Consider the following 19,906-nt stretch of genomic DNA (forward strand, 5'->3'; position numbering starts at 1 on the left):
AGAGCATCCCCCGAGATCAAAACGCCCAACCGATCAGGCCCCTAGGCGCTTTTTTGCAATCCTCCGGGGCGCTCGCCCCGCGCCCAGGACCGCACTGCGTCGCCAAAGGCGGAAAACAGCGGACGTGACACCGGATCATTGGCCGCGTCCCATTCCGGGTGCCATTGCACCGAGAGCGTGAACCCCGGTGCGTCCTTGACAAAAATTGCTTCAGGCGTGCCGTCTTCGGCCAGACCGTCAATCACGATCCGGCTGCCCGGCGCTTTGATCCCCTGTCCATGCAGCGTGTTTGTCATCACTTCGGGTGCCCCGAACAGACGGTGGAACACACCGCCTTCGGTCATCTTGACCACGTGACGCAGGGCAAATTTTTCTTCCAGCGTGCCATCCGGCGGCATCCGATGGTTCATCCGACCCGGCAGATCGCGGATTTCGGGGTACAGTGTCCCCCCCATGGCCACGTTCACTTCCTGAAAACCGCGGCAAATTCCCAGAAACGGCTGCCCCCGGTCCACACAGGCCCGCACCAGCGGCAGGACAATGGCATCCCGCGCCCGGTCAAATGCGCCATGCGCATCGGTTTCAACCTCGCCATATTCATGGGGATGCACATTGGGACGCCCGCCGGTCAACAGAAACCCGTCAAAAGTTTCAAGCAGTTCATCAACCGACAGAAATCTGGGATCTGACGGCACCAACAGCGGCATACATCCGGCGACTTCGGCCACGGCTTCGGAGTTCATGGTGCCACCAGCGTGGGCCGGATACTGATCGTTGATCAAATAGGAGTTGCCAATAATACCGACCTTGGGACGCGTCATGTTGCTCTCTTTATTGGTGCTGTTACCTGACTTTATCGCGGTCCTAGATGGGCTGCAATTCTGCACCTTCGCGCATGTCGCTGTTCACCCATGCTGGGGTCCCTAGGGGCAACTTGGGAATGGCGCCTCTGTGCGGGGCACATGTTGCTATGGTGAAACAGGATGTGCACCCCATTCCCGTGGCTGACTGGGCAGCGGAGCGCGGACAGATGCGGTTGTTCAATGATGGGATCATCAAGCGCATTTTGACGACCTCCTGTTCCCGCCACTCTTGCGCGCCGAAATCGCGCCGGACCCGCAGTCCTCCCAGACACAGTGGATCGCCGCGATCGTTCCGTTGGCAGCCCTCTTACGACGGCGCGCTGTGCCCCGGTGAGGCATCAACCCCGGGTCCAAAAACGGGGTGCCAGCAAACAAGGATCCGGCAAACGGGGGCCTCGCCATGGGTTGCTGACGGGGTGCCCCGTGTGCCGGTGTTCGACCCAGGTCCGTGTCAGATCTCTGCCGTCATCCCGACCGCTTCGACCCCTGTCTGGGCCGCAATCGCGTCATTGTCCGATGTGTCACCGGTGACACCGACCGCTCCGACAATGGTGCCTTTCTTGTCGCGCACCAGAACGCCACCCGGAACCGGGATCACCTGGCCACCGTAGACCCCATTGACGGCCGCCATGAAGTAAGCCTGCGCTTCGGCCCGCGCCATCTGTGCAGTCCCGGCCATCCCCAGCATCACCGCGCCATAGGCTTTGCCATGGGCAATCGCGAACCGCCCCGGTGCGGCCATATCTTCGCGCTCAAAGGCAATCACATGTCCCCCCGCATCCAGCACCACCACCGACAATGGCTTCAGCTCCAGTTCGCGCCCTTTTTCCAACGCTTTGCGAATGATGGTACGGGCCCGTTTCAAATTGATCGACATGTGATGTGTTCCACCCCTGTTTGTTTGCGGATTTCGCCTGGGTTCCCTTTCCGACCTGCATCGGTTCAGGCACCAACTGTCGCATTTCCGTCTGTTTGTTGTGGAATGTCAACGACACCGCCCGCGGGGACCGCAAAACTCGCAGGCCAGAACCGCTCCGGACACGCGAACCAACTGAACGACAGGGACCAACCAGATGACCACACCAGCCTCCGCCGGGGTGCTGCCACCAAAACCGAAACCGCGCCCGGACAGGGTGTCCTTGTGGACCTATGCGCGGATGTTTCGCCGCGATATCCTGTCCGCCCAACCGGCGCGCCTGTACCGGGCCTGGATGGCCGAATTCCGCACGCCATTTTTTCGCAGTTACCTGTGCAATGATCCCGATCTGGTCGATCTGGTGCTCAAGGAGCGGCCGCGGGATTTCCCGAAATCGGATCGGGTGCGCGCCGGACTAAAACCCCTGCTGGGCGACTCGGTGTTCATCACAAACGGGGCCCAATGGGAACGCCAACGCCGCATTATCGACCCGGCATTCGCAGGCGGACGCCTGCGGCATGTCTTCCCGGCGATGTGGGATGCAGGGGTGGCGGCCGTTGACCGGCTCCGGCCTCTGGCCGACGGATCACCGGTCGAAATCGAAGCTCAAACCAGCCACGCGGCGATGGATGTTATCTTTCGCACCCTGTTTTCGGTACCGGTTGAAAATGACACCGCCATGGCAGCTTTTGCCGCCTTTCGCGCCCATCAACAGGCCCAGCCCATTGTCAACCTGGGCGCGCTATTGCCCCTGCCGCGCTGGCTCAGGGTTCCCCATTCCCGCGCCACCAAACGCACAGCGCGGACCATTCGAACCCTTATTGCCCAGCTGACCCAAGCCCGCGCCGCCGAGATTCAGGCCGGAACCGCGCCCGATGATCTGGCAACCAAGATCATGACAACTCCGGATCCGGAAACGGGCGACACCTTTTCCACCGCCGAAATGGGAGATCAGATCGGGATCTTTTTCCTTGCCGGTCATGAAACCAGCGCCTCGGCTCTGGCCTGGGCGCTGTATCTTTTGGCCCTGTATCCGGACTGGCAGGATCGTGTCGCCTCCGAGGCCCAGCGCGAAATCAAACCCGAAACGATCTATTTCTCGACCTTGTCCCGCCTGCAAACGTCACGCGCGGTGTTTCGCGAAACCATGCGGCTGTACCCGCCGGTGCCGATGTATGTGCGCGAAGCTGCCCGATCCGAATGCCTGCGGGAACGCGACGTGCGCCCCGGTAGCCAGGTCATTCTCAGCCCCTGGCACCTGCACCGTCACGAACGGCTGTGGGATAATCCGGACGGGTTTGACCCGGATCGCTTCACCACACCCAATGGCAAATCCTGTTTGAGATCTGCCTATATTCCGTTTTCCGCCGGGCCCCGGGTTTGCCCTGGGTCCGCTTTCGCCATGGCCGAAGGACCGTTGCTGTTGTCGATGCTGGTCCGGGCCTATCGGTTCGAAATACTCCCCGAACATCCCGCAACCCCTGTTGCGCATTTGACCGTTCGGGCGCGGGATGGCATCTATTTGCGCATAACGCCCCGCGATCCCGACGCTGATGCCGAAATGGACCCCCAGCAATGACCCGATCCGATCTCCACCTTCCCGCTGCCTGGCCCTTCTGGCTGACGCTGACCTTTGTTCCTCTGGTGGCTGTGGCGGTCATGCGGGGCGATTGGACAATCTGGCTGATCCCGGCCTATGGCTGGCTTGTGATACCGGTGCTGGACCTGATTGTTGGAAAATATCGCCGCAACGCCGATCCACAGACGCCGGACAGTGATCTGTACTGGTTCCGTCTGCTCACCTGGATCTGGTTCCCCATCTCCTTTTGTCTGGTGTTTGGCACGATCTGGTATCTGGACGCCCAGGCCGACTACAGCACCGGCGTCCTTCTGGCAGTCATGTTCGGCATCGGTGTCACCACGGGTACCGTCGGCATCGTCTACGCGCATGAACTGTTTCACAAATCCGGCTTCGAACGCCATCTCGGCGATCTTCTGTTGGCGCTCGTGCTCTACAGCCATTTCCGCACGGAACATCTGCTGGTGCATCACCCCTGGGTCGGAACGCCGCGCGACACGGTTACCGCGCGCTACAACGAAGGCTTTCTGCGCTATTTTCCTCGCGTTTTGTGGCAGGGCCCCGGATCGGCCTGGCGCGCCGAACGTGCCAAACTGGCGCGCGCTGGGCTGCCGGTCTGGCACCGGCGCAACCCGTTCTGGAAATACACGGCCCTTCAGGGAGGCTTTCTGATCCTGGCCTACCTTCTGGCGGGGTGGACTGGTGTGGGGTTGTTCGTGTTTCAGGCCTTCATCGCAATCTGGCAGCTGGAACTGACAAATTACGTCGAACATTACGGGTTGACCCGCAAACATCTGGGAGATGGCAAATACGAACCCGTCAAACCACATCACAGCTGGGATTCCACCCATGCCGTGTCCAACCTGCTTCTGATCAACCTGCAACGCCACGCCGATCACCATATCCACCCGATGCGCCGCTATCCGCTGCTACAAAGCTTCGGCCCCGATGCCGCGCCGCAACTGCCCACGGGCTATCCGCCCCTGACCGCGCTGGCGATGATCCCGCCGCTATGGCGGCGCCGCTTCAACCCACGTGTGCGCGCCTGGCGCAAACAATTCTACCCGGAAATCACCGATTGGACCCCCTACAAACAGGGGACGCTGCCGCCACCAAAGGGCTCCACCTGATCCTTTTCATCTGGCCAGAAATATCCTCGGGGGAGCGCGAGGGGGCAGACAGCCCCCTCGTTCCCGAACCCACCAAAGGCGCTCAGCTTTCGGCCTTCAACTCCAACCGGCGCGCATGCAGGACCGGCTCGGTATAGCCCGAAGGCTGCACCCGCCCTTTGAACACCAGATCACAGGCCGCCTGAAAGGCGATCCCGTCATATTCGGGCGACATCGGCTGATAGGTTGGGTCATCGCCATTTTGCGCGTCCACAACCACGGCCATCTTGCGCAGCGCCGCCATCACGTCCTGCGCCGTCACCACCTCGTGGTGCAGCCAATTGGCGATATGCTGGGCGCTGATCCGACAGGTGGCGCGGTCTTCCATCAGGCCTACATTGTTGAGGTCCGGCACTTTGGAGCACCCCACCCCCTGATCGACCCAGCGCACCACATAGCCCAGAATGCCCTGCGCGTTGTTTTCCACTTCGCGCAGGATCTGCCCAGCGGTCCATTTGCGGTAATTGGCCAGCGGAATTTCCAGCACCGAATCCACATAGGCGCGACGCCCACCCGCCTTCAGCCTGTCCTGAACCGCAAACACATCGACCTTGTGGTAATGAATGGCATGCAGGGTCGCGGCCGTCGGACTGGGCACCCAGGCGCAATTGGCACCGGATTTGGGGTGTTCGATCTTTTGTTCCAGCATCGCCCCCATCAGGTCCGGCATCGCCCACATGCCCTTGCCGATCTGTGCTTTGCCCTGCAACCCGCATTCCAGCCCGATATCGACGTTCTGGTTTTCATAGGCGGTGATCCAGCCCTTGCGCTTGATGAAATCCTTGCGCGAAAACGGCCCCGCCTCCATCGAGGTGTGAATTTCATCGCCGGTGCGATCCAGAAATCCGGTGTTGATGAACGCCACCCGGTTCTGTGCCGCACGGATACATTCCTTGAGATTGACCGAGGTGCGGCGCTCTTCGTCCATGATGCCGATTTTTACGGTGTTGCGCGCCAGGCCCAGAATATCTTCGACTTTGGTAAAGATCCGATCCGTGAACGCGACCTCAACGGGGCCGTGCATCTTGGGCTTTACCACATAGACCGACCCGTGTTCGGAATTGCCCCCTGCACGATGCAGATCATGCATCGCGATCATCACCGTGATCAGCCCGTCCAACAGCCCTTCATAGGCCTCGTCACCGTTCTGATCCAACACCGCCGGATTGGTCATCAGGTGGCCCACATTGCGCACCCACAACAGCGCTCGCCCTTTCAGCGTCATCGCGGATCCATCCGGCGCGCAATACGCACGATCCGCGTTCAGGCGTCGGGTGATGCTGCGCCCGCCTTTTTCCAAGGTCGCCTCCAGATCGCCCTTCATCAGGCCCAACCAGTTGGAATAGGCCTGCACCTTGTCCTCGGCATCGACACAGGCCACCGAATCCTCGCAGTCCATAATGGCTGACATCGCGCTTTCCATTACCACATCCGCCAGCCCGGCCTGATCGCGCGCGCCGATGGGATGGGCGCGGTCAAAGACCAGCTCCACATGCAGACCATTGTTGCGCAACAAAACGGCATCTGGTGCCTTGGGGTTGCCGCGATAGCCCACGAATTTACCGGGGCTGGCCAGCGGCTGATCGTCGATCAACAGCCCCCCGTCCTGCACATGGTACCGACGCACGTCCGCATGGCTGGTGCCGACAATCGGGAACGCTTCATCCAGAAACACCCGCGCCCGCGCCACAACGCGGGATCCGTGGCCTCGGTCATAGCCGCCCACGGGCGGTTTGGAGCCCATGGCATCCGTGCCGTAAAGCCCGTCATACAGGCTGCCCCAGCGGGCGTTGGCAGCGTTCAGCGCATAGCGGGCATTGGTGATCGGCACCACCAGCTGTGGACCGGGCACCTGGGCAATTTCAGGATCAACATTTTCGGTGCCGATTTCAAAGTCTTCACCTTCGGGCAGCAGATAGCCGATCTGCTCCAGAAAGGTCTTGTAGGCCTCATGGTCATGGGGGTGGTTGCGATGGGTTTTGTGCCAGTCGTCAATCAGCCGCTGGATGTTTTCGCGCTGCGCCAGAAGATCCCGGTTTTCCGGCCCGAACCCGTTGACCAGTTCGCCCATCCCGGCCCAGAACTGATCCGCATCGACGCCGGTTCCCGGCAGCGCCCGGGTTTCGATGAACTCGGCCAGTTCGGACGCCACCTGCATCCCGTGAATGTTGCGCATATTACCCATATCCTCGCCACTCCCAATGTCTGGCTGTCACACCGTCTGTCTGTCTTGCATACGACAGTTACAGGAATGATTTCCCGCCAGCAAACACGTCGGTCAGGAAAACTTACCAATTTAACCGAATACAGTTTTCTGGTTTTTTTGTAGACAACGGCATACAACGCCACCCTACCACGCACGCGCCCTGCAATGCCAGCTTGCAGCCACCCCGCCAGTTTCCTAACGTCGGGCCAATTCATCACACGAGGCCCCCCATGCGCGATGCTGCCCCCCAGACTATCTATCTCAAGGACTACACCGCCTTTGGTTATGTGGTGGACAGCGTCCATCTGACCTTTGATCTGGCCCCCAATGCCACCCGCGTGACCAGCCGCATTGCGTTCCGGCCCAACCCGGACTCATCTGACAGGGCTTTCTTTTTGCATGGCGAACAGCTGAGCCTGATGTCGGCCAGCATCGACGGCACGACGGTCGCGCCTGATGTCACGGACGAAGGTCTGACCTGTGATGTACCGGATGCGCCATTTATCTGGGAGGCGATTGTCGAAATCGACCCGGCAAACAACACTGCACTCGAAGGGCTGTATATGTCGAACGGCATGTATTGCACCCAATGCGAGGCCGAAGGGTTTCGCAAGATCACCTATTATCCCGACCGCCCCGATGTGATGTCGACCTTTACCGTGCGCATCAACGGACCGGAAAAGGTGATGCTGTCGAACGGCAACCCTACAGGGTCCGGGGATGGATGGGCCGAATGGCATGATCCCTGGCCCAAACCCGCCTATCTGTTTGCGCTGGTCGCCGGTGATCTGGTCAACCACCCCGACCGGTTCACCACCCAATCCGGCAAGGATGTGGAGCTGAACATCTGGGTGCGTCCGGGGGACGAAGGCAAATGCGCCTTTGGCATGGAGGCGCTGAAGAAATCCATGACCTGGGATGAACAGGTCTATGGCCGCGAATATGACCTCGACATCTTCAACATCGTCGCGGTGGATGATTTCAATATGGGCGCGATGGAGAACAAGGGGCTGAACGTCTTCAACTCTTCCTGTGTGCTGGCCAGCCAAGAAACCTCGACCGATATGAATTTCGAACGGATCGAAGCGATCATCGCGCATGAATATTTCCACAATTGGACCGGCAACCGCATCACCTGCCGCGACTGGTTCCAGCTGTGCCTGAAAGAAGGGCTGACCGTGTTCCGCGATGCCCAGTTCACCGCCGACATGCGCAGCGGGCCTGTCAAACGCATTGCCGATGTGATCGACCTGCGCGGACGCCAGTTTTCCGAAGACAACGGGCCGCTGGCCCATCCGGTGCGGCCCGACAGCTTTCAAGAGATCAACAATTTCTACACTGCCACCGTCTATGAAAAGGGGGCCGAGCTGATCGGGATGCTCAAGCGGCTGGTCGGTGATGACGCCTATGCGGCTGCGTTGGATCTGTATTTCGACCGCCACGATGGACAGGCCTGTACCATCGAGGATTGGCTGGCTGTGTTTCAGGACACGACAGGGCGCGATCTGAGCCAGTTCAAACTGTGGTACGAACAGGCCGGCACCCCGCGTCTGTCGGTCAGCGACGCCTATCAGGACGGCACCTATACGCTGACCTTCGAACAATCGACGCCCCCCACCCCAGGACAGCCGGACAAGGCGGCCCGCGTCATTCCGATTTCCGTCGGACTGCTGGGCCCCAATGGGGACGAAGTACACGCCACGCAGATTCTGGAAATGACCCAATCCCGCCAGAGTTTTTCGTTTGAAGGACTGTCCGCCCGACCGGTGCCGTCGATCCTGCGTGATTTTTCTGCCCCCGTGATTCTCGACCGGGACACCAGCAACGGGGAACGGGCGTTCTTGCTGGCCCATGACACCGACCCGTTCAACCGTTGGGACGCAGGCAACGCATTGGCCAAGAATGCGCGTCTGTCGATGATCACCGACGGCGCTGCGCCGAATGCGGATTACCTGTACGCCTTGCAGAAATTGGTGCGCGATGACTCCCAAGATCCTGCATTCCGTGCATTGGTGCTGCACCCGCCGAGCCAATCGGACCTGGCGCAATCGCTGTTTGATCGCGGGATCACCCCGGATCCGCAGGCAATCTACGATGCCGCCGAAACCTTTGCCCAGACGTTGGCCCAAACCCTGTCCGACAGCCTGCCGCGGCTATATGCCGACACCACGGTCCCCGGCGCTTATGTGCCAGACGCCGCCGGGTCCGGCAAACGGGCATTGAACTTTCGCCTGTTGTCCCTGTTGTCCCGTCTGGACGGCGGCGAACAGGCGGCGCGCCAGTATGAATCTGCCAACAACATGACCCAGCAGAGCGCGGCGCTCACCTGTCTGTTGTCGATCGACAAAGGCACGGAACAAACACAGGCCTTTTTCGACCAATGGCAGGGCGACCGGTTGGTCATGGACAAATGGTTCGGTTTGCAGATCGCCTGTGCCGCACCGGACACCGCCGCCACTGTCGCCCTGGCTCTGACGCGGCACGCGTTGTTTGACAGGAAGAACCCCAACCGGTTCCGCGCAGTGATGGGCGCATTGGCCATGAACCACGCCGGGTTCCATCACGCATCGGGGACCGCCTATGTTCTGCTTGCCGATCACCTGATCGCGTTGGACGCCGTCAATCCCCAGACCACGGCCCGCATGTGTTCTGCCTTCCAAACCTGGAAACGGTATGACGCTGATCGTCAAACCTTGATCCGGGCTCAGCTGGAGCGGATTGCCGCCGTGGACACGCTCAGCCGGGATACAACTGAAATGGTCACGCGGATTCTGGACGCGTGAGCCGTGCCACCACCCCCAGTATGGATGAGAAGCCGCCAATGCCCACAGACCTGATACACAGGCGCGACACCCGCACCCCCAAGGCGCTGATTGGCGTGGCGGCATATTATCTGATCCTGTTGGGCCTATGGGTGGGCGTGGACGCCGCCTGGTGGATCATCCTGGGGCTGGCCCTGCCCGGTCTGCCGGCCGTGGCCGACCTGTGGCGCAATCCACAGGCCGGGCTGACCCTGACGGACACAAATGTCAGCTGGTTCAGTGGTCCACATCACGATCAAATCGATCTGGCGGAAATCGACATCGCCCGATTTGACACCCGTTGGGATTTCTCGATCCGGGTCACGCTGAAGCTGAACACGGGCAAATCGCTGCGGATCCCTTTTGAATCCCTGCCACCGCACCGCCAGTTTGAACAGCAGTTGCAAGACCGCGGGATCGACGTGAAACGTCGCCACTTTGTCTTTCTGTGATCCGCGCTTGGGTGCCCCGCGTATAACCCGCTATTGAACACGCCATTGATCACGCCCCGGAAACAGGGCGTGATCACTGTTTCCGCACCGGACCATGATGACACGCAATTTCCCGGTGAAGGATCCCGAAACACCGCATCTGCGCCTTTTTTGCGCCCAATTGAGCTGTCAATTTTCAGGAATTGAACGAATTTTTGCCAATTGATGGAACCGAGATGCTGAACCGACCAAACACTGCCCTGGATGCCCTGAAACCTCTGCTCGCCGCACTGGGCAAAAGGTTTGGCGTCCCGGCCTTGTCGGCCCCGGCCCCCCAACTTTTGTTGCCTGCCCCCGCCGCGCTGAACGAACCGACGCGCGCCGAACAATTCCTGGACATACCGATCCCGGATCACAGCAACGACGACGCGGCCTGTCAGACCACCCAATCCCGCGGCCAGTTTCTGGCCCGTCAGGATCGCTGGGACGAACTTTCGGCTGAAATCCGCAGCGCAGACGAAGCCCGCGACACAACGCCCGGCGGAATGCCCATTGCCGACTTGCTGGCCTATGGAGCCCGATCCGATGTGATTCACGCCGTGGAACACGGGCTTCAGGACAATCTGCCGGTGACCCACAGCACGCTCACCGATGGCATCTCTGGCCTGGAAGAGGTGCGCGCCGAATATCCCCAAGACCCCTATATTGCCATGATTGTCGCCCATATGCATGTCGACATTGCCTGGGCCTGGCGGGGCACCAATTGGGACCCAGTCGTCCCCAAGCTGAACCGGGCCCGGTTTGCGGCGCATTTCGACCGCGCTTCGGACATCATGCAGCCCTACTGCTTTCTTGAATTGAACAGTCCCAGCCTGGCTGCCTGCTGTTGTGCGCTGTTGGCAGGCAAACAGATCCCGGGGCGTCGCATTGCCGACACCTACGAAGATCTGATTGATCTGGACCCTCACAATCACCGGCACATGCGCGCATTGGGCAATCACATGCTGCCCCGCTGGTTCGGGTCGTACACCGATCTCGAACTCGAGGCGCGCCGGACCGCCGCCCGAACCCAGGACATCTGGGGCGCGGGCGGATATACATGGGTCTGTTTCGATGCCATCGCAATTGATGATCAGGCCTGTGCCAACGTAGATGTGCCCTTCTTTCTGGACGGATTGCACGACATTGTTGCAGCCCGCCCCAATCAGGAGATGATCAACCTTTTGGCGGCCTATTGCGCGGTTGCCATGCGCAACGGGTTGGGATTGAATCAGGATGCCGACCTGCCGAGGATGCAGATTTCTGATGCCGCCAGTTGGCTGATCCGCGACCATCTGACCGAAGTCCACCCCTTGATCTGGGCGCACGCTGCGGATGGGTTTGACAACAATTCGCGGGTGACTTCTTCGCGTCGATTTGCGGCACGGGGGCGCGCTGATGCGCTTCAGGTGATTGCAGATATGTTCCAGGATGAAATCAGCCAGGGACTGCGGGTGACCTTTACCCCCAATGGGCCCAAGCTGGCCCCGGGCTAAGGGCAGGGTCGGCTTTTTATCTTGCAATTTCGCAATTTACTCACACCACAAACCACAATATACGGCTAAATCTGCAAGACGCAGCTCTGCTGTGCCTTGCCGCGCCCAACGGGAGAGCCCATCCCGCAGGGGGTGGTGCCGACGGGCAGGAGCCTTCGTGGTCGCTTTCGCGCCCATTCCCCCTTGCTCCTCGGCCTTTGCAGCCCTAGAACGCTGGCAAACCGGTATCTATGGAGCGGACAGACCATGCTCGACCTGACTTATGAACTCCCCAAGCCCAAAGTGATCGCGGGCGCCAAGCATGACTGGGAATTGGTCATTGGCATGGAAGTGCATGCCCAGGTCAGCTCCAACGCCAAACTCTTTTCCGGTGCCTCGACCAAATTCGGGGCCGAGCCGAATTCGAATGTGGCCTTTGTGGACGCGGCCATGCCCGGCATGTTGCCCGTGATCAACGAATACTGCGTCGAACAGGCGGTACGCACCGGTCTGGGGCTCAAAGCCGACATCAACCTGAAATCCGCCTTTGACCGCAAGAACTATTTCTACCCTGACCTGCCACAGGGCTATCAGATCTCGCAGCTGTATCACCCCATCGTGGGCGAAGGCGAAGTGCTGGTGGAGCTGGGCAATGGTCAGGCCCGCATGGTGCGTATCGAACGTATCCACATGGAACAGGACGCAGGCAAATCGATCCATGACATGGACCCGAACATGTCATTTGTCGACCTGAACCGGACTGGCGTCTGTCTGATGGAGATCGTGTCGCGCCCCGACATCCGCAGCCCCGAAGAGGCCGCCGCCTATATCGTCAAGCTGCGCCAGATCATGCAGTATCTGGGCACTTGTGATGGCAACATGCAGAACGGCAACTTGCGCGCGGATGTGAACGTGTCGATCTGTCTGCCGGGGCAGTACGAGAAATACCAGGAAACCCAGGATTTTGACCATCTGGGTACCCGCTGCGAGATCAAGAACATGAACTCGATGCGGTTCATCCAGCAGGCCATCGAAGTCGAAGCGCGCCGCCAGATCGCCATCGTCGAAGGCGGCGGCAAGGTCGATCAGGAAACCCGGCTCTATGATCCTGACAAGGGCGAAACCCGGTCGATGCGCTCCAAGGAAGAGGCGCATGATTATCGGTATTTCCCCGATCCCGATCTGCTGCCGCTGGAGATTGAACAGGCGTGGGTCGATGACATCGCGGCCAAATTGCCCGAGCTACCCGACGACAAAAAAGCGCGATTTATCAGTGACTTCGGTCTATCCAACTATGACGCTTCGGTGCTGACAGCCGAAGTGGAATCGGCGGCCTATTTCGAGGCGGTGGCGCAGGGGCGCAATGGCAAGCTGTCGGCCAACTGGGTGATCAACGAATTGTTTGGCCGCCTGAAGAAAGAAGACCACGACATCGCCGACAGCCCGGTTTCCCCGGCACAGTTGGGCGGGATCGTGGATCTGATTTCATCGGATGCCATTTCCGGCAAGATCGCCAAGGACCTGTTTGAAATCGTCTATACCGAGGGCGGCGATCCTGCTGATATCGTTGAGAAACGTGGGATGAAACAGGTGACCGACACCGGCGCGATCGAGGCCGCATTGGACGAGATCATCGCCGCGAATCCGGCGCAGGTGGAAAAGGCCAAGGTGAACCCAAAGCTGGCCGGATGGTTCGTCGGTCAGGTGATGAAAGCCACCGGCGGCAAGGCCAACCCCAAGGCCGTGAACCAATTGGTCGCGCAGAAATTGGGCGAATAATCCGGGCCCAAATCTGGATCTGAAAAGGGCGCCGCGGTGGCGTCCTTTTTTACGTCAAAACCCTAAAAAACCCCCGGCACTATGCGTGCACCGGACGTGCACCACCCGTGCACCGGTTGATGTCGGGTTTTCTGGCCGGTACATTTGGTCTCCCGGCTCTCTTGATCCTCAAATTTCGATCAAGGATCCAGCACCTGGTCGGTCATAGCCAAACACGGTCTGTAGCCGTGCCTGGATGTCAAACGATACACAATGCACAGGTAACAGACGTGGGATATTCGCCGCCCTGAACCAATCAATTGTCTCATCGACTGCGGGCTTTTCCGGGTTGACCAGATGAAACCCGCCGATGACCGCATACAAGTCCTGTCCGGTCACTTTTTGTGCGTGTGTGCAAATGTTGCAAATACCGCTGTGAGAACAGCCAGTCACAACCACTGCGCCTTTGTCCGTACGAAAGGCCAAAGCGGTATCATCCTCCATCGGATCTTCAAAATAATACCCGCGCTCGAACGACACGACCCTGGGAATTTGCCCCAGAAAGAATGCGCCGGGCGCTATCTCCAACGGTTCTGACGCTTCAACAACCTGAAAATCCGCACGGATTTTTCTTTCGATATCTGCGTAATTGTGCGGCAGATGGCGGTCCGGTGGTTCAATAAAGGGATCCAGAAACGCTGTCAGGACACGTGGATGCAGCACAATTTTCTTACGTGTCTTGAACGAATGATACAGAAGCCCGCGCGAGTGATCGCTGTGAAAATGCGAGAGCGCAATGATGTCGGCTGTTTCCAAGTCGATATTGGCGGTCGCCGCGTTTCGGCACCAGACATCTGACCACCCTGTATCAAACAAAATGTTGTGCCCTTTGTATTCAATCCAGGCTGAAAACCCCCATTCTGCCAGCCAGCACAGATCAGACACCAGATTTTCGTTCAATAACCGGATCTTCATTTCCCTCTGGCTCCTTTTTTCGGACTTTCCCAAAACCATAGCATATTTTGCCGAAATGGACGAATTTGCAGCAATTCCAACGCTGTCGGGCGTCTCGTCGAAGTCTCTTATGCGCACAGTTTCGCTGCGATCATCCCCGCGTTCCAGTGTGCATGCACAAGCGACACAGTCATAGACGTTCCGCCAGGTTCACTCTAACGCTGAGCCCCCTCAAACAAGCCGGTGCTTGACCCCCGGTGCCTATGCGCTAAGACGATACCCCGGAACATGGAGAGCCCGATGCAGCAGTTTGAGTACAAGGTTGTGCCCGCCCCGGTCAAAGGCACCAAGGCCAAGGGGGTCAAGGGGCCCGAGGGGCGGTTTGCCAATTCGATCGAGGCTCTGCTGAACGAAATGGCGGTGCAGGGGTGGGAATTTCAGCGCGCCGAGTTGCTGCCGTCAGAGGAGCGCGCCGGGTTGACCGGGTCCGCCACCAACTGGCGCAATGTTTTGGTGTTTCGCCGCCCCGTTGATCAGGGGGTGCCGGTGATTGTCGCAACCGCGGCCGAAACCGAAGCAACCAAAGCGGCGGACACCCCCACAGAGGTGCCCGCGGCCACAGCTCAGCCAGTTGCGCCCGTGGTTGCGCCGCCCGTGGGTGCCGCCAACGACGATGACGTGAGCGGCTCGAATGCGCCTGCGGTCACGATCGAGGTCGATGACGGCGAAGGCGTGATCCCGCATTCGGTGCCCGGCCCCGGCGCTGTGGCGATGTTGAAGGATGACGGTGTCGAAGAGGTCAGCCCGGTTGCCGGCATGACGACGGCCCTGAAAGTCCGGGCCGCCCAGAAGAAAACCGAAGACGATTAAGCCCCGATATCCAACGCCAGGGCGTGAATGCGCCCGACTATTTCGCCCAGGGCCTTGTGCACCATGCGATGTTGTTGCACCCGGGATTTCCCGGCAAATCCGGCGGCGCGGATCCGAACGTTGAAATGGCTTTCGCCGCCGTCCTGATACCCCGCATGGCCGCGATGGGCGTCGCTGTCGTCGTGCACCTCCAGTTCGGTTGGGTCAAAGGCGTCTTGTAGGCAGTGGCGGATTTCAGCTGTCACGGACATTTGCGCATCTCCTTGCAAATATTTCTCTCGTCCCCTCTTCTATCTGGCGGTGCATAGATTACAATCTGCCCTCCGAGTCGAATAACGCGTCCAAAAGGTGCCCCTATGACCAAATCCGATCCCTTTGGTTTTGATATGTCGGTCCGAACCGCCAAGAAGAAGAACCCGCGCGGGCGGCGTGGGATGTCCGGTGCGTCCGAGACATCCGTGCGGGTGTGTGAACACGAAGGCTGTGAAGAGGCCGGGAAATTCCGCGCGCCCAAGGCACCCGATGTGCTGGATGAGTTTTTCTGGTTCTGTCAGGATCATGTGCGTGAGTATAACGCCAAGTGGAGCTTCTTTGACGGCACCACCGAAGCCGAGCTGAACGCGCAGCAGTCCAAGGACAAGGTCTGGGAACGCCAGACCCGCCCCATGGGCGATCCCGAGGCCCGCGCCTGGGCCCGGTTGGGCATCGAAGACCCGCATCAGGTGCTGGGCAACAACGCCACCCAGAACCCCGGAAAAGGCGCGGCCAGCGGCCGCCGTCTGCCCCCCACTGAACGCCGCGCCATCGAGATCCTGGAAGCCAAGGACAATTGGACCAAGGCCGAGATCCGCAAAGCCTATAAGAAGCTGATCAAGGTGTTGCACCCCGATATCAACGGCGGTGACCGCAGCCAGGAAGAACAGCTGCAAGAGGTGGTCTGGGCCTGGGATCAGATCAAGGACAGCCGCAGCTTCAAGTAAACGCAGCGCGGTAGTGCCCGCGACCGGCGCTGGCCCGGTCGTGACGGGGGCGGTCGTGACGGGGGCGATCGGCTGTGCCCGTGTGCAGTCCGGGCGCGGGCAGTACGTAATCAGGGCGCACAACACCGTGCCACCGTCGTGCGATCATCGTGCGACCGTCGTGCCGGACCCTGCATTACGCCGGAATTTTGCGCCTATTGTATCAATACAAATCCCTAAAAACACGGCGCGTAACGCCAGTTTGACCCAGATCACCACGTCATGTGGTCAAACCCTTCCCTGCCCTCTTGCCCTTGGCCTAAAACTGGTGCACCACATGCGGGTTTAGACCCCTTGTGATGGGCAGAGAATAAGGATTTTAGGCATGGCTGATGGTATGCTCGACATCGACGCGAAACCAACCGACGCAGTTTCGGTGCGCGATGTATTCGGAATTGACACGGACATGACCGTAAAGGGCTTTGCTGAGGCCAGCGAACGTGTGCCTGCAAGCGATCCGACGTACAAGTTCGATCCCGACACCACAATGGCGATCCTGGCCGGGTTCAGCCACAACCGTCGTGTCATGGTTCAGGGCTATCACGGGACAGGCAAATCGACCCATATCGAACAGGTTGCCGCGCGCCTGAACTGGCCCGCCGTCCGGGTGAACCTGGACAGCCACATCAGCCGGATCGACCTGATCGGCAAGGACGCAATCAAGCTGCGCGATGGCAAGCAGGTCACAGAATTCCACGAAGGCATTCTGCCCTGGGCGTTGCGCAACCCGGTTGCGATCGTGTTTGACGAATATGACGCCGGCCGCGCCGATGTGATGTTCGTGATCCAGCGGGTTCTGGAACATGACGGCAAGCTGACGCTGATGGATCAGAACGAAATCATCACGCCGAATCCGCATTTCCGTCTGTTCGCCACGGCCAACACCGTTGGTCTGGGCGACACCACGGGCCTGTATCACGGTACCCAGCAGATCAACCAGGCCCAGATGGACCGGTGGTCGTTGGTGGCGACGTTGAATTATTTGTCCCACGATGCGGAAACCGCCATCGTTCTGTCCAAGGCCCCGCATTACAACACGGCTGAGGGGCGCAAGCACATCAGCCAGATGGTGACCGTTGCCGATCTGACCCGGACTGCGTTCATGAACGGCGATCTGTCCACCGTCATGAGCCCGCGGACCGTGATCAACTGGGCCCAGAACGCCGAAATCTTCCGCGATGTCGGCTATGCCTTCCGCCTGAGCTTCCTGAACAAATGTGACGAGCTGGAGCGCCAGACCGTGGCCGAGTTCTATCAGCGTTGTTTTGACGAAGAGCTGCCCGAAAGCGCAGCCAGCGTTTCGCTGGGTTAACTGCGACGTGCCGCCCGGCCGCAAGGCCGGGCAGTGCCCATCCCGCCCTCCGTCAAGCAGGAGGCGTGCTTGCAGCACAGGGGCGGGCACTTCGTTTCCCGCCCGCGGCCAGGCCCCGCCCTCTCGTTTGATCAAAGAAGGCTGGACAAAAGCCGCGCATGGCGGAATGCTTCGACCGAGGACACCTTGCGACCATGAAAAAGCCCAACGATAACCCCGCCGATCCGTTCAAGAAGGCGCTGGCCGAAGCCACCAAGGTGATGGCTGACAATCCCGAGCTGAACGTCTCTTATACGGTCGATCCATCCGGTGTGACCGGGGATTCCGTGCGTCTGCCGCAGGTCAGCCGCCGGATGAGCCGCGAGGAAGTTCTGCTGGCCCGGGGCACGGCCGATGCGCTGGCGTTGAAGTTGAAATACCATGACGACGGGGTGCACAATCGGTATGCCCCGCCCGGTGACATGGCGCGGGATCTGTATGAGGCGTTGGAAAATGCGCGCTGCGAGGCGATGGGCGCGCGCGACATGCCCGGCACCGCATCCAACATTGACGTCAAGATCCAGAACGAAGCCATCCGGCGTGGCTATGATCAGTGCAAACAGCCCGCCGATGCGCCTTTGTCGGTGGCTGCCGGGTATCTGGTGCGCCATCTGGCCACCGGTCGTCCGATGCCCGAAGCCGCCGCCAATGTGATGGAGCTGTGGCGTCCGTTCATCGAGAGCCAGGCGGGCGATACGTTGGACAATCTGGACGACAAGCTGGCCGATCAGGCCGAGTTTGCCAAATTCGCGCGTCAGGTGATCACCGATCTGGGCTATGGCGATCAGCTGGGTGATGATCCGGATGACATGGATGATCAGCAGGATGATCAGGCCGAAGACGATGCCGAAGAACAGCCCGATCCCGACAGCACCGGCGAGGATGATTCCGATCAGGAACAGGCCGATGCGGACGCCGAACAGGCCCAGGAGCAGCAGCAGGACCAGCAGCAGGCCCAGGTGTCGATGGACGAGATGGCCGAAGACGACATGGGCGAAGAGACCGAGATGCCCGAGGGCGAGGCCCCTCAGGAGCCCCCGGCCCCGCCCCCCGCGTCCGAGGCCGACCCGGATTATCAGGTGTATATGGACACCAATGACGAAGAAATCGCCGCCGAGGAACTGGCCGAGGCGGCCGAGTTGGAACGCCTGCGCGCCTATCTGGATCAGCAGCTGGAGCCGCTGAAGGGGGCCGTATCACGTTTGGCCAACAAATTGCAGCGCCGCCTGCAGGCCCAGCAGAACCGCAGCTGGGAGTTTGACCGCGAAGAGGGCATTCTGGATGCCGGTCGTCTGGCGCGTGTGGTGGCCAACCCGACCACGCCGTTGTCGTTCAAGGTCGAGAAAGACACCGAATTCCGCGACACCGTGGTGACGCTGCTGCTGGACAACTCGGGGTCGATGCGGGGGCGCCCGATTTCCATCGCGGCGATTTGTGCCGATGTTCTGGCCCGCACGCTGGAACGGTGCAACGTCAAGGTCGAGATCCTGGGCTTTACCACCCGTGCCTGGAAGGGCGGACAGGCGCGCGAGGCCTGGTTGGCCGAGGGGCGCCCGCAACAGCCCGGACGTCTGAACGACCTGCGCCACATCATCTATAAACGGGCCGACGCCCCGATGCGGCGGACCCGGGCCAATCTGGGCCTGATGATGAAGGAAGGGTTGCTGAAGGAAAACATCGACGGCGAGGCGCTGGAATGGGCGCACCGGCGCATGACTGCGCGGCAAGAAGCGCGCAAGATCCTGATGGTGATTTCCGATGGGGCTCCGGTGGATGACAGCACCCTGTCCGTGAACCCGGCCAACTACCTGGAAAAACACCTGCGCGACGTGATCGCGATGGTCGAGCGGCGCAAGCAGGTCGAGCTGCTGGCAATCGGCATCGGCCACGACGTCACCCGCTACTATGACCGGGCCGTCACAATCACCGATGTGGAACAGTTGGCCGGTGCCATGACCGAACAGCTGGCCGCGCTGTTTGACAGCGACCCACGCGCCCGTGCGCGGGTGATGGGCATCCGCAGGGTCAGCTAGGGCGCGGCCCCCGCATCCGTGGGCTCCCGCCCGGTTTGACCGCATCAAAGATGCGACCAAACCCGTTGGGCCTGGCACAGCAAAGCTGTGCCGGCGGCGGCGGCGGGCTGGTCGCTGTTGGGTTCGCAGGCAGCACAGAACACACAAACCTGGACACCAGACGCGCCTGCGCCGCGCCGCAGGCACGGTGCCCGGCCCAACGGGACGCGGTGCTTTTCAAAGCATCGCGGACGGGCGGGAGCCCTCCGTCGTGGCATTGGGTGCCTCCAATCCGGCAGACAGCCCAACCATGACGGGCAGCTCCTGGCGCATCATCTTGCCGTGTCTCGCCCCGGCAGTCCCATCCTCATGGTCATCGGTATGGTCATCGGCATGGTCATGGCGAAGGTCATGGCGAAGGTCATCGCCCTCCCCAGTGCCTTGGAACCACGCAGACAAACCG

General features: G+C 60.3%; 15 protein-coding genes. 10 read left to right on the forward strand and 5 right to left on the reverse strand.

All coding sequences use genetic code 11. The features are described 5' to 3' along the window. Nucleotides 1-41: 41 nt before the first annotated feature. Entirely contained in the window at nt 42-821 is a 780-nt protein-coding gene (locus QEZ52_RS14770; RefSeq protein ID WP_406645186.1) for a gamma-glutamyl-gamma-aminobutyrate hydrolase family protein, read from the reverse strand. Between the two features lie 493 nt (nt 822-1,314). Beyond that, the gene (locus tag QEZ52_RS14775) at nt 1,315-1,740 is read right to left on the reverse strand and encodes a GlcG/HbpS family heme-binding protein (protein ID WP_406645187.1); all 426 of its coding nucleotides are present in this window, start codon (nt 1,738-1,740) and stop codon (nt 1,315-1,317) included. Between the two features lie 196 nt (nt 1,741-1,936). Here QEZ52_RS14775 and QEZ52_RS14780 point away from each other — a divergent pair, with 196 nt between their 5' ends. Beyond that, nucleotides 1,937-3,358: a cytochrome P450 gene (locus QEZ52_RS14780; protein WP_406645189.1), complete on the forward strand. Its 1,422-nt coding sequence runs from the start codon at nt 1,937-1,939 to the stop codon at nt 3,356-3,358. Next, nucleotides 3,355-4,488: an alkane 1-monooxygenase gene (locus QEZ52_RS14785; RefSeq protein WP_406645190.1), complete on the forward strand. Its 1,134-nt coding sequence runs from the start codon at nt 3,355-3,357 to the stop codon at nt 4,486-4,488. The genes QEZ52_RS14780 and QEZ52_RS14785 overlap by 4 nt, the downstream gene beginning before the upstream one ends. Nucleotides 4,489-4,570: 82 nt before the next feature. Here the strand turns inward: QEZ52_RS14785 and QEZ52_RS14790 are convergent, their stop codons facing one another. Further along, complete coding sequence (locus QEZ52_RS14790; protein WP_406645191.1) at nt 4,571-6,703, reverse strand: malate synthase G; 2,133 nt, start codon at nt 6,701-6,703, stop codon at nt 4,571-4,573. Between the two features lie 260 nt (nt 6,704-6,963). Here QEZ52_RS14790 and pepN point away from each other — a divergent pair, with 260 nt between their 5' ends. The 4 genes from pepN to gatB all read left to right on the forward strand — a co-directional run bounded on the left by pepN (nt 6,964) and on the right by gatB (nt 13,258). Continuing rightward, the gene (pepN, locus tag QEZ52_RS14795) at nt 6,964-9,516 is read left to right on the forward strand and encodes an aminopeptidase N (RefSeq protein ID WP_406645192.1); all 2,553 of its coding nucleotides are present in this window, start codon (nt 6,964-6,966) and stop codon (nt 9,514-9,516) included. A 38-nt stretch (nt 9,517-9,554) separates the two neighbouring features. Continuing rightward, the gene (locus QEZ52_RS14800) at nt 9,555-9,986 is read left to right on the forward strand and encodes a hypothetical protein (protein WP_406645193.1); all 432 of its coding nucleotides are present in this window, start codon (nt 9,555-9,557) and stop codon (nt 9,984-9,986) included. Nucleotides 9,987-10,201: 215 nt separating this feature from the next. Continuing rightward, entirely contained in the window at nt 10,202-11,500 is a 1,299-nt protein-coding gene (locus tag QEZ52_RS14805) for a hypothetical protein (protein ID WP_406645194.1), read from the forward strand. Nucleotides 11,501-11,746: 246 nt separating this feature from the next. Beyond that, nucleotides 11,747-13,258 (forward strand): Asp-tRNA(Asn)/Glu-tRNA(Gln) amidotransferase subunit GatB, encoded by a 1,512-nt coding sequence (gene gatB, locus QEZ52_RS14810; protein WP_406645195.1) that lies wholly within the window; start codon nt 11,747-11,749, stop codon nt 13,256-13,258. A gap of 168 nt (nt 13,259-13,426) precedes the next feature. On the opposite strand, the gene QEZ52_RS14815 is transcribed toward gatB, so the two are convergent. Next, nucleotides 13,427-14,212 (reverse strand): MBL fold metallo-hydrolase, encoded by a 786-nt coding sequence (locus QEZ52_RS14815; protein ID WP_406645197.1) that lies wholly within the window; start codon nt 14,210-14,212, stop codon nt 13,427-13,429. Between the two features lie 279 nt (nt 14,213-14,491). On the opposite strand from QEZ52_RS14815, the gene QEZ52_RS14820 reads away from it, so the two are divergent. Then, nucleotides 14,492-15,061, forward strand: coding sequence for a DUF4177 domain-containing protein (locus QEZ52_RS14820; RefSeq protein ID WP_406645199.1), 570 nt, complete (start codon nt 14,492-14,494; stop codon nt 15,059-15,061). Here QEZ52_RS14820 and QEZ52_RS14825 read toward each other — a convergent pair. Further along, nucleotides 15,058-15,312 (reverse strand): BolA family protein, encoded by a 255-nt coding sequence (locus tag QEZ52_RS14825; protein ID WP_406645200.1) that lies wholly within the window; start codon nt 15,310-15,312, stop codon nt 15,058-15,060. The genes QEZ52_RS14820 and QEZ52_RS14825 overlap by 4 nt on opposite strands. Before the next feature lie 105 nt (nt 15,313-15,417). Between QEZ52_RS14825 and QEZ52_RS14830 the strand changes: the two genes are divergently transcribed. From QEZ52_RS14830 to cobT, 3 genes are all read left to right on the forward strand, one after another. After that, a complete protein-coding gene (locus QEZ52_RS14830) occupies nt 15,418-16,041 on the forward strand; it encodes a DnaJ domain-containing protein (protein ID WP_406645201.1) in 624 nt (207 codons plus the stop codon). Between the two features lie 364 nt (nt 16,042-16,405). Continuing rightward, a complete protein-coding gene (gene cobS / locus QEZ52_RS14835) occupies nt 16,406-17,392 on the forward strand; it encodes a cobaltochelatase subunit CobS (RefSeq protein WP_406645202.1) in 987 nt (328 codons plus the stop codon). A 194-nt stretch (nt 17,393-17,586) separates the two neighbouring features. Continuing rightward, nucleotides 17,587-19,464 carry a cobaltochelatase subunit CobT gene (gene cobT, locus QEZ52_RS14840; protein WP_406645203.1) on the forward strand — a complete coding sequence of 626 codons (1,878 nt, stop codon included), beginning with the start codon at nt 17,587-17,589 and terminating at the stop codon, nt 19,462-19,464. Nucleotides 19,465-19,906: the final 442 nt, after the last annotated feature.

Origin of the sequence: Aliisedimentitalea scapharcae, from assembly GCF_045277565.1 — a bacterium.
Lineage (GTDB): Bacteria > Pseudomonadota > Alphaproteobacteria > Rhodobacterales > Rhodobacteraceae > Aliisedimentitalea > Aliisedimentitalea scapharcae.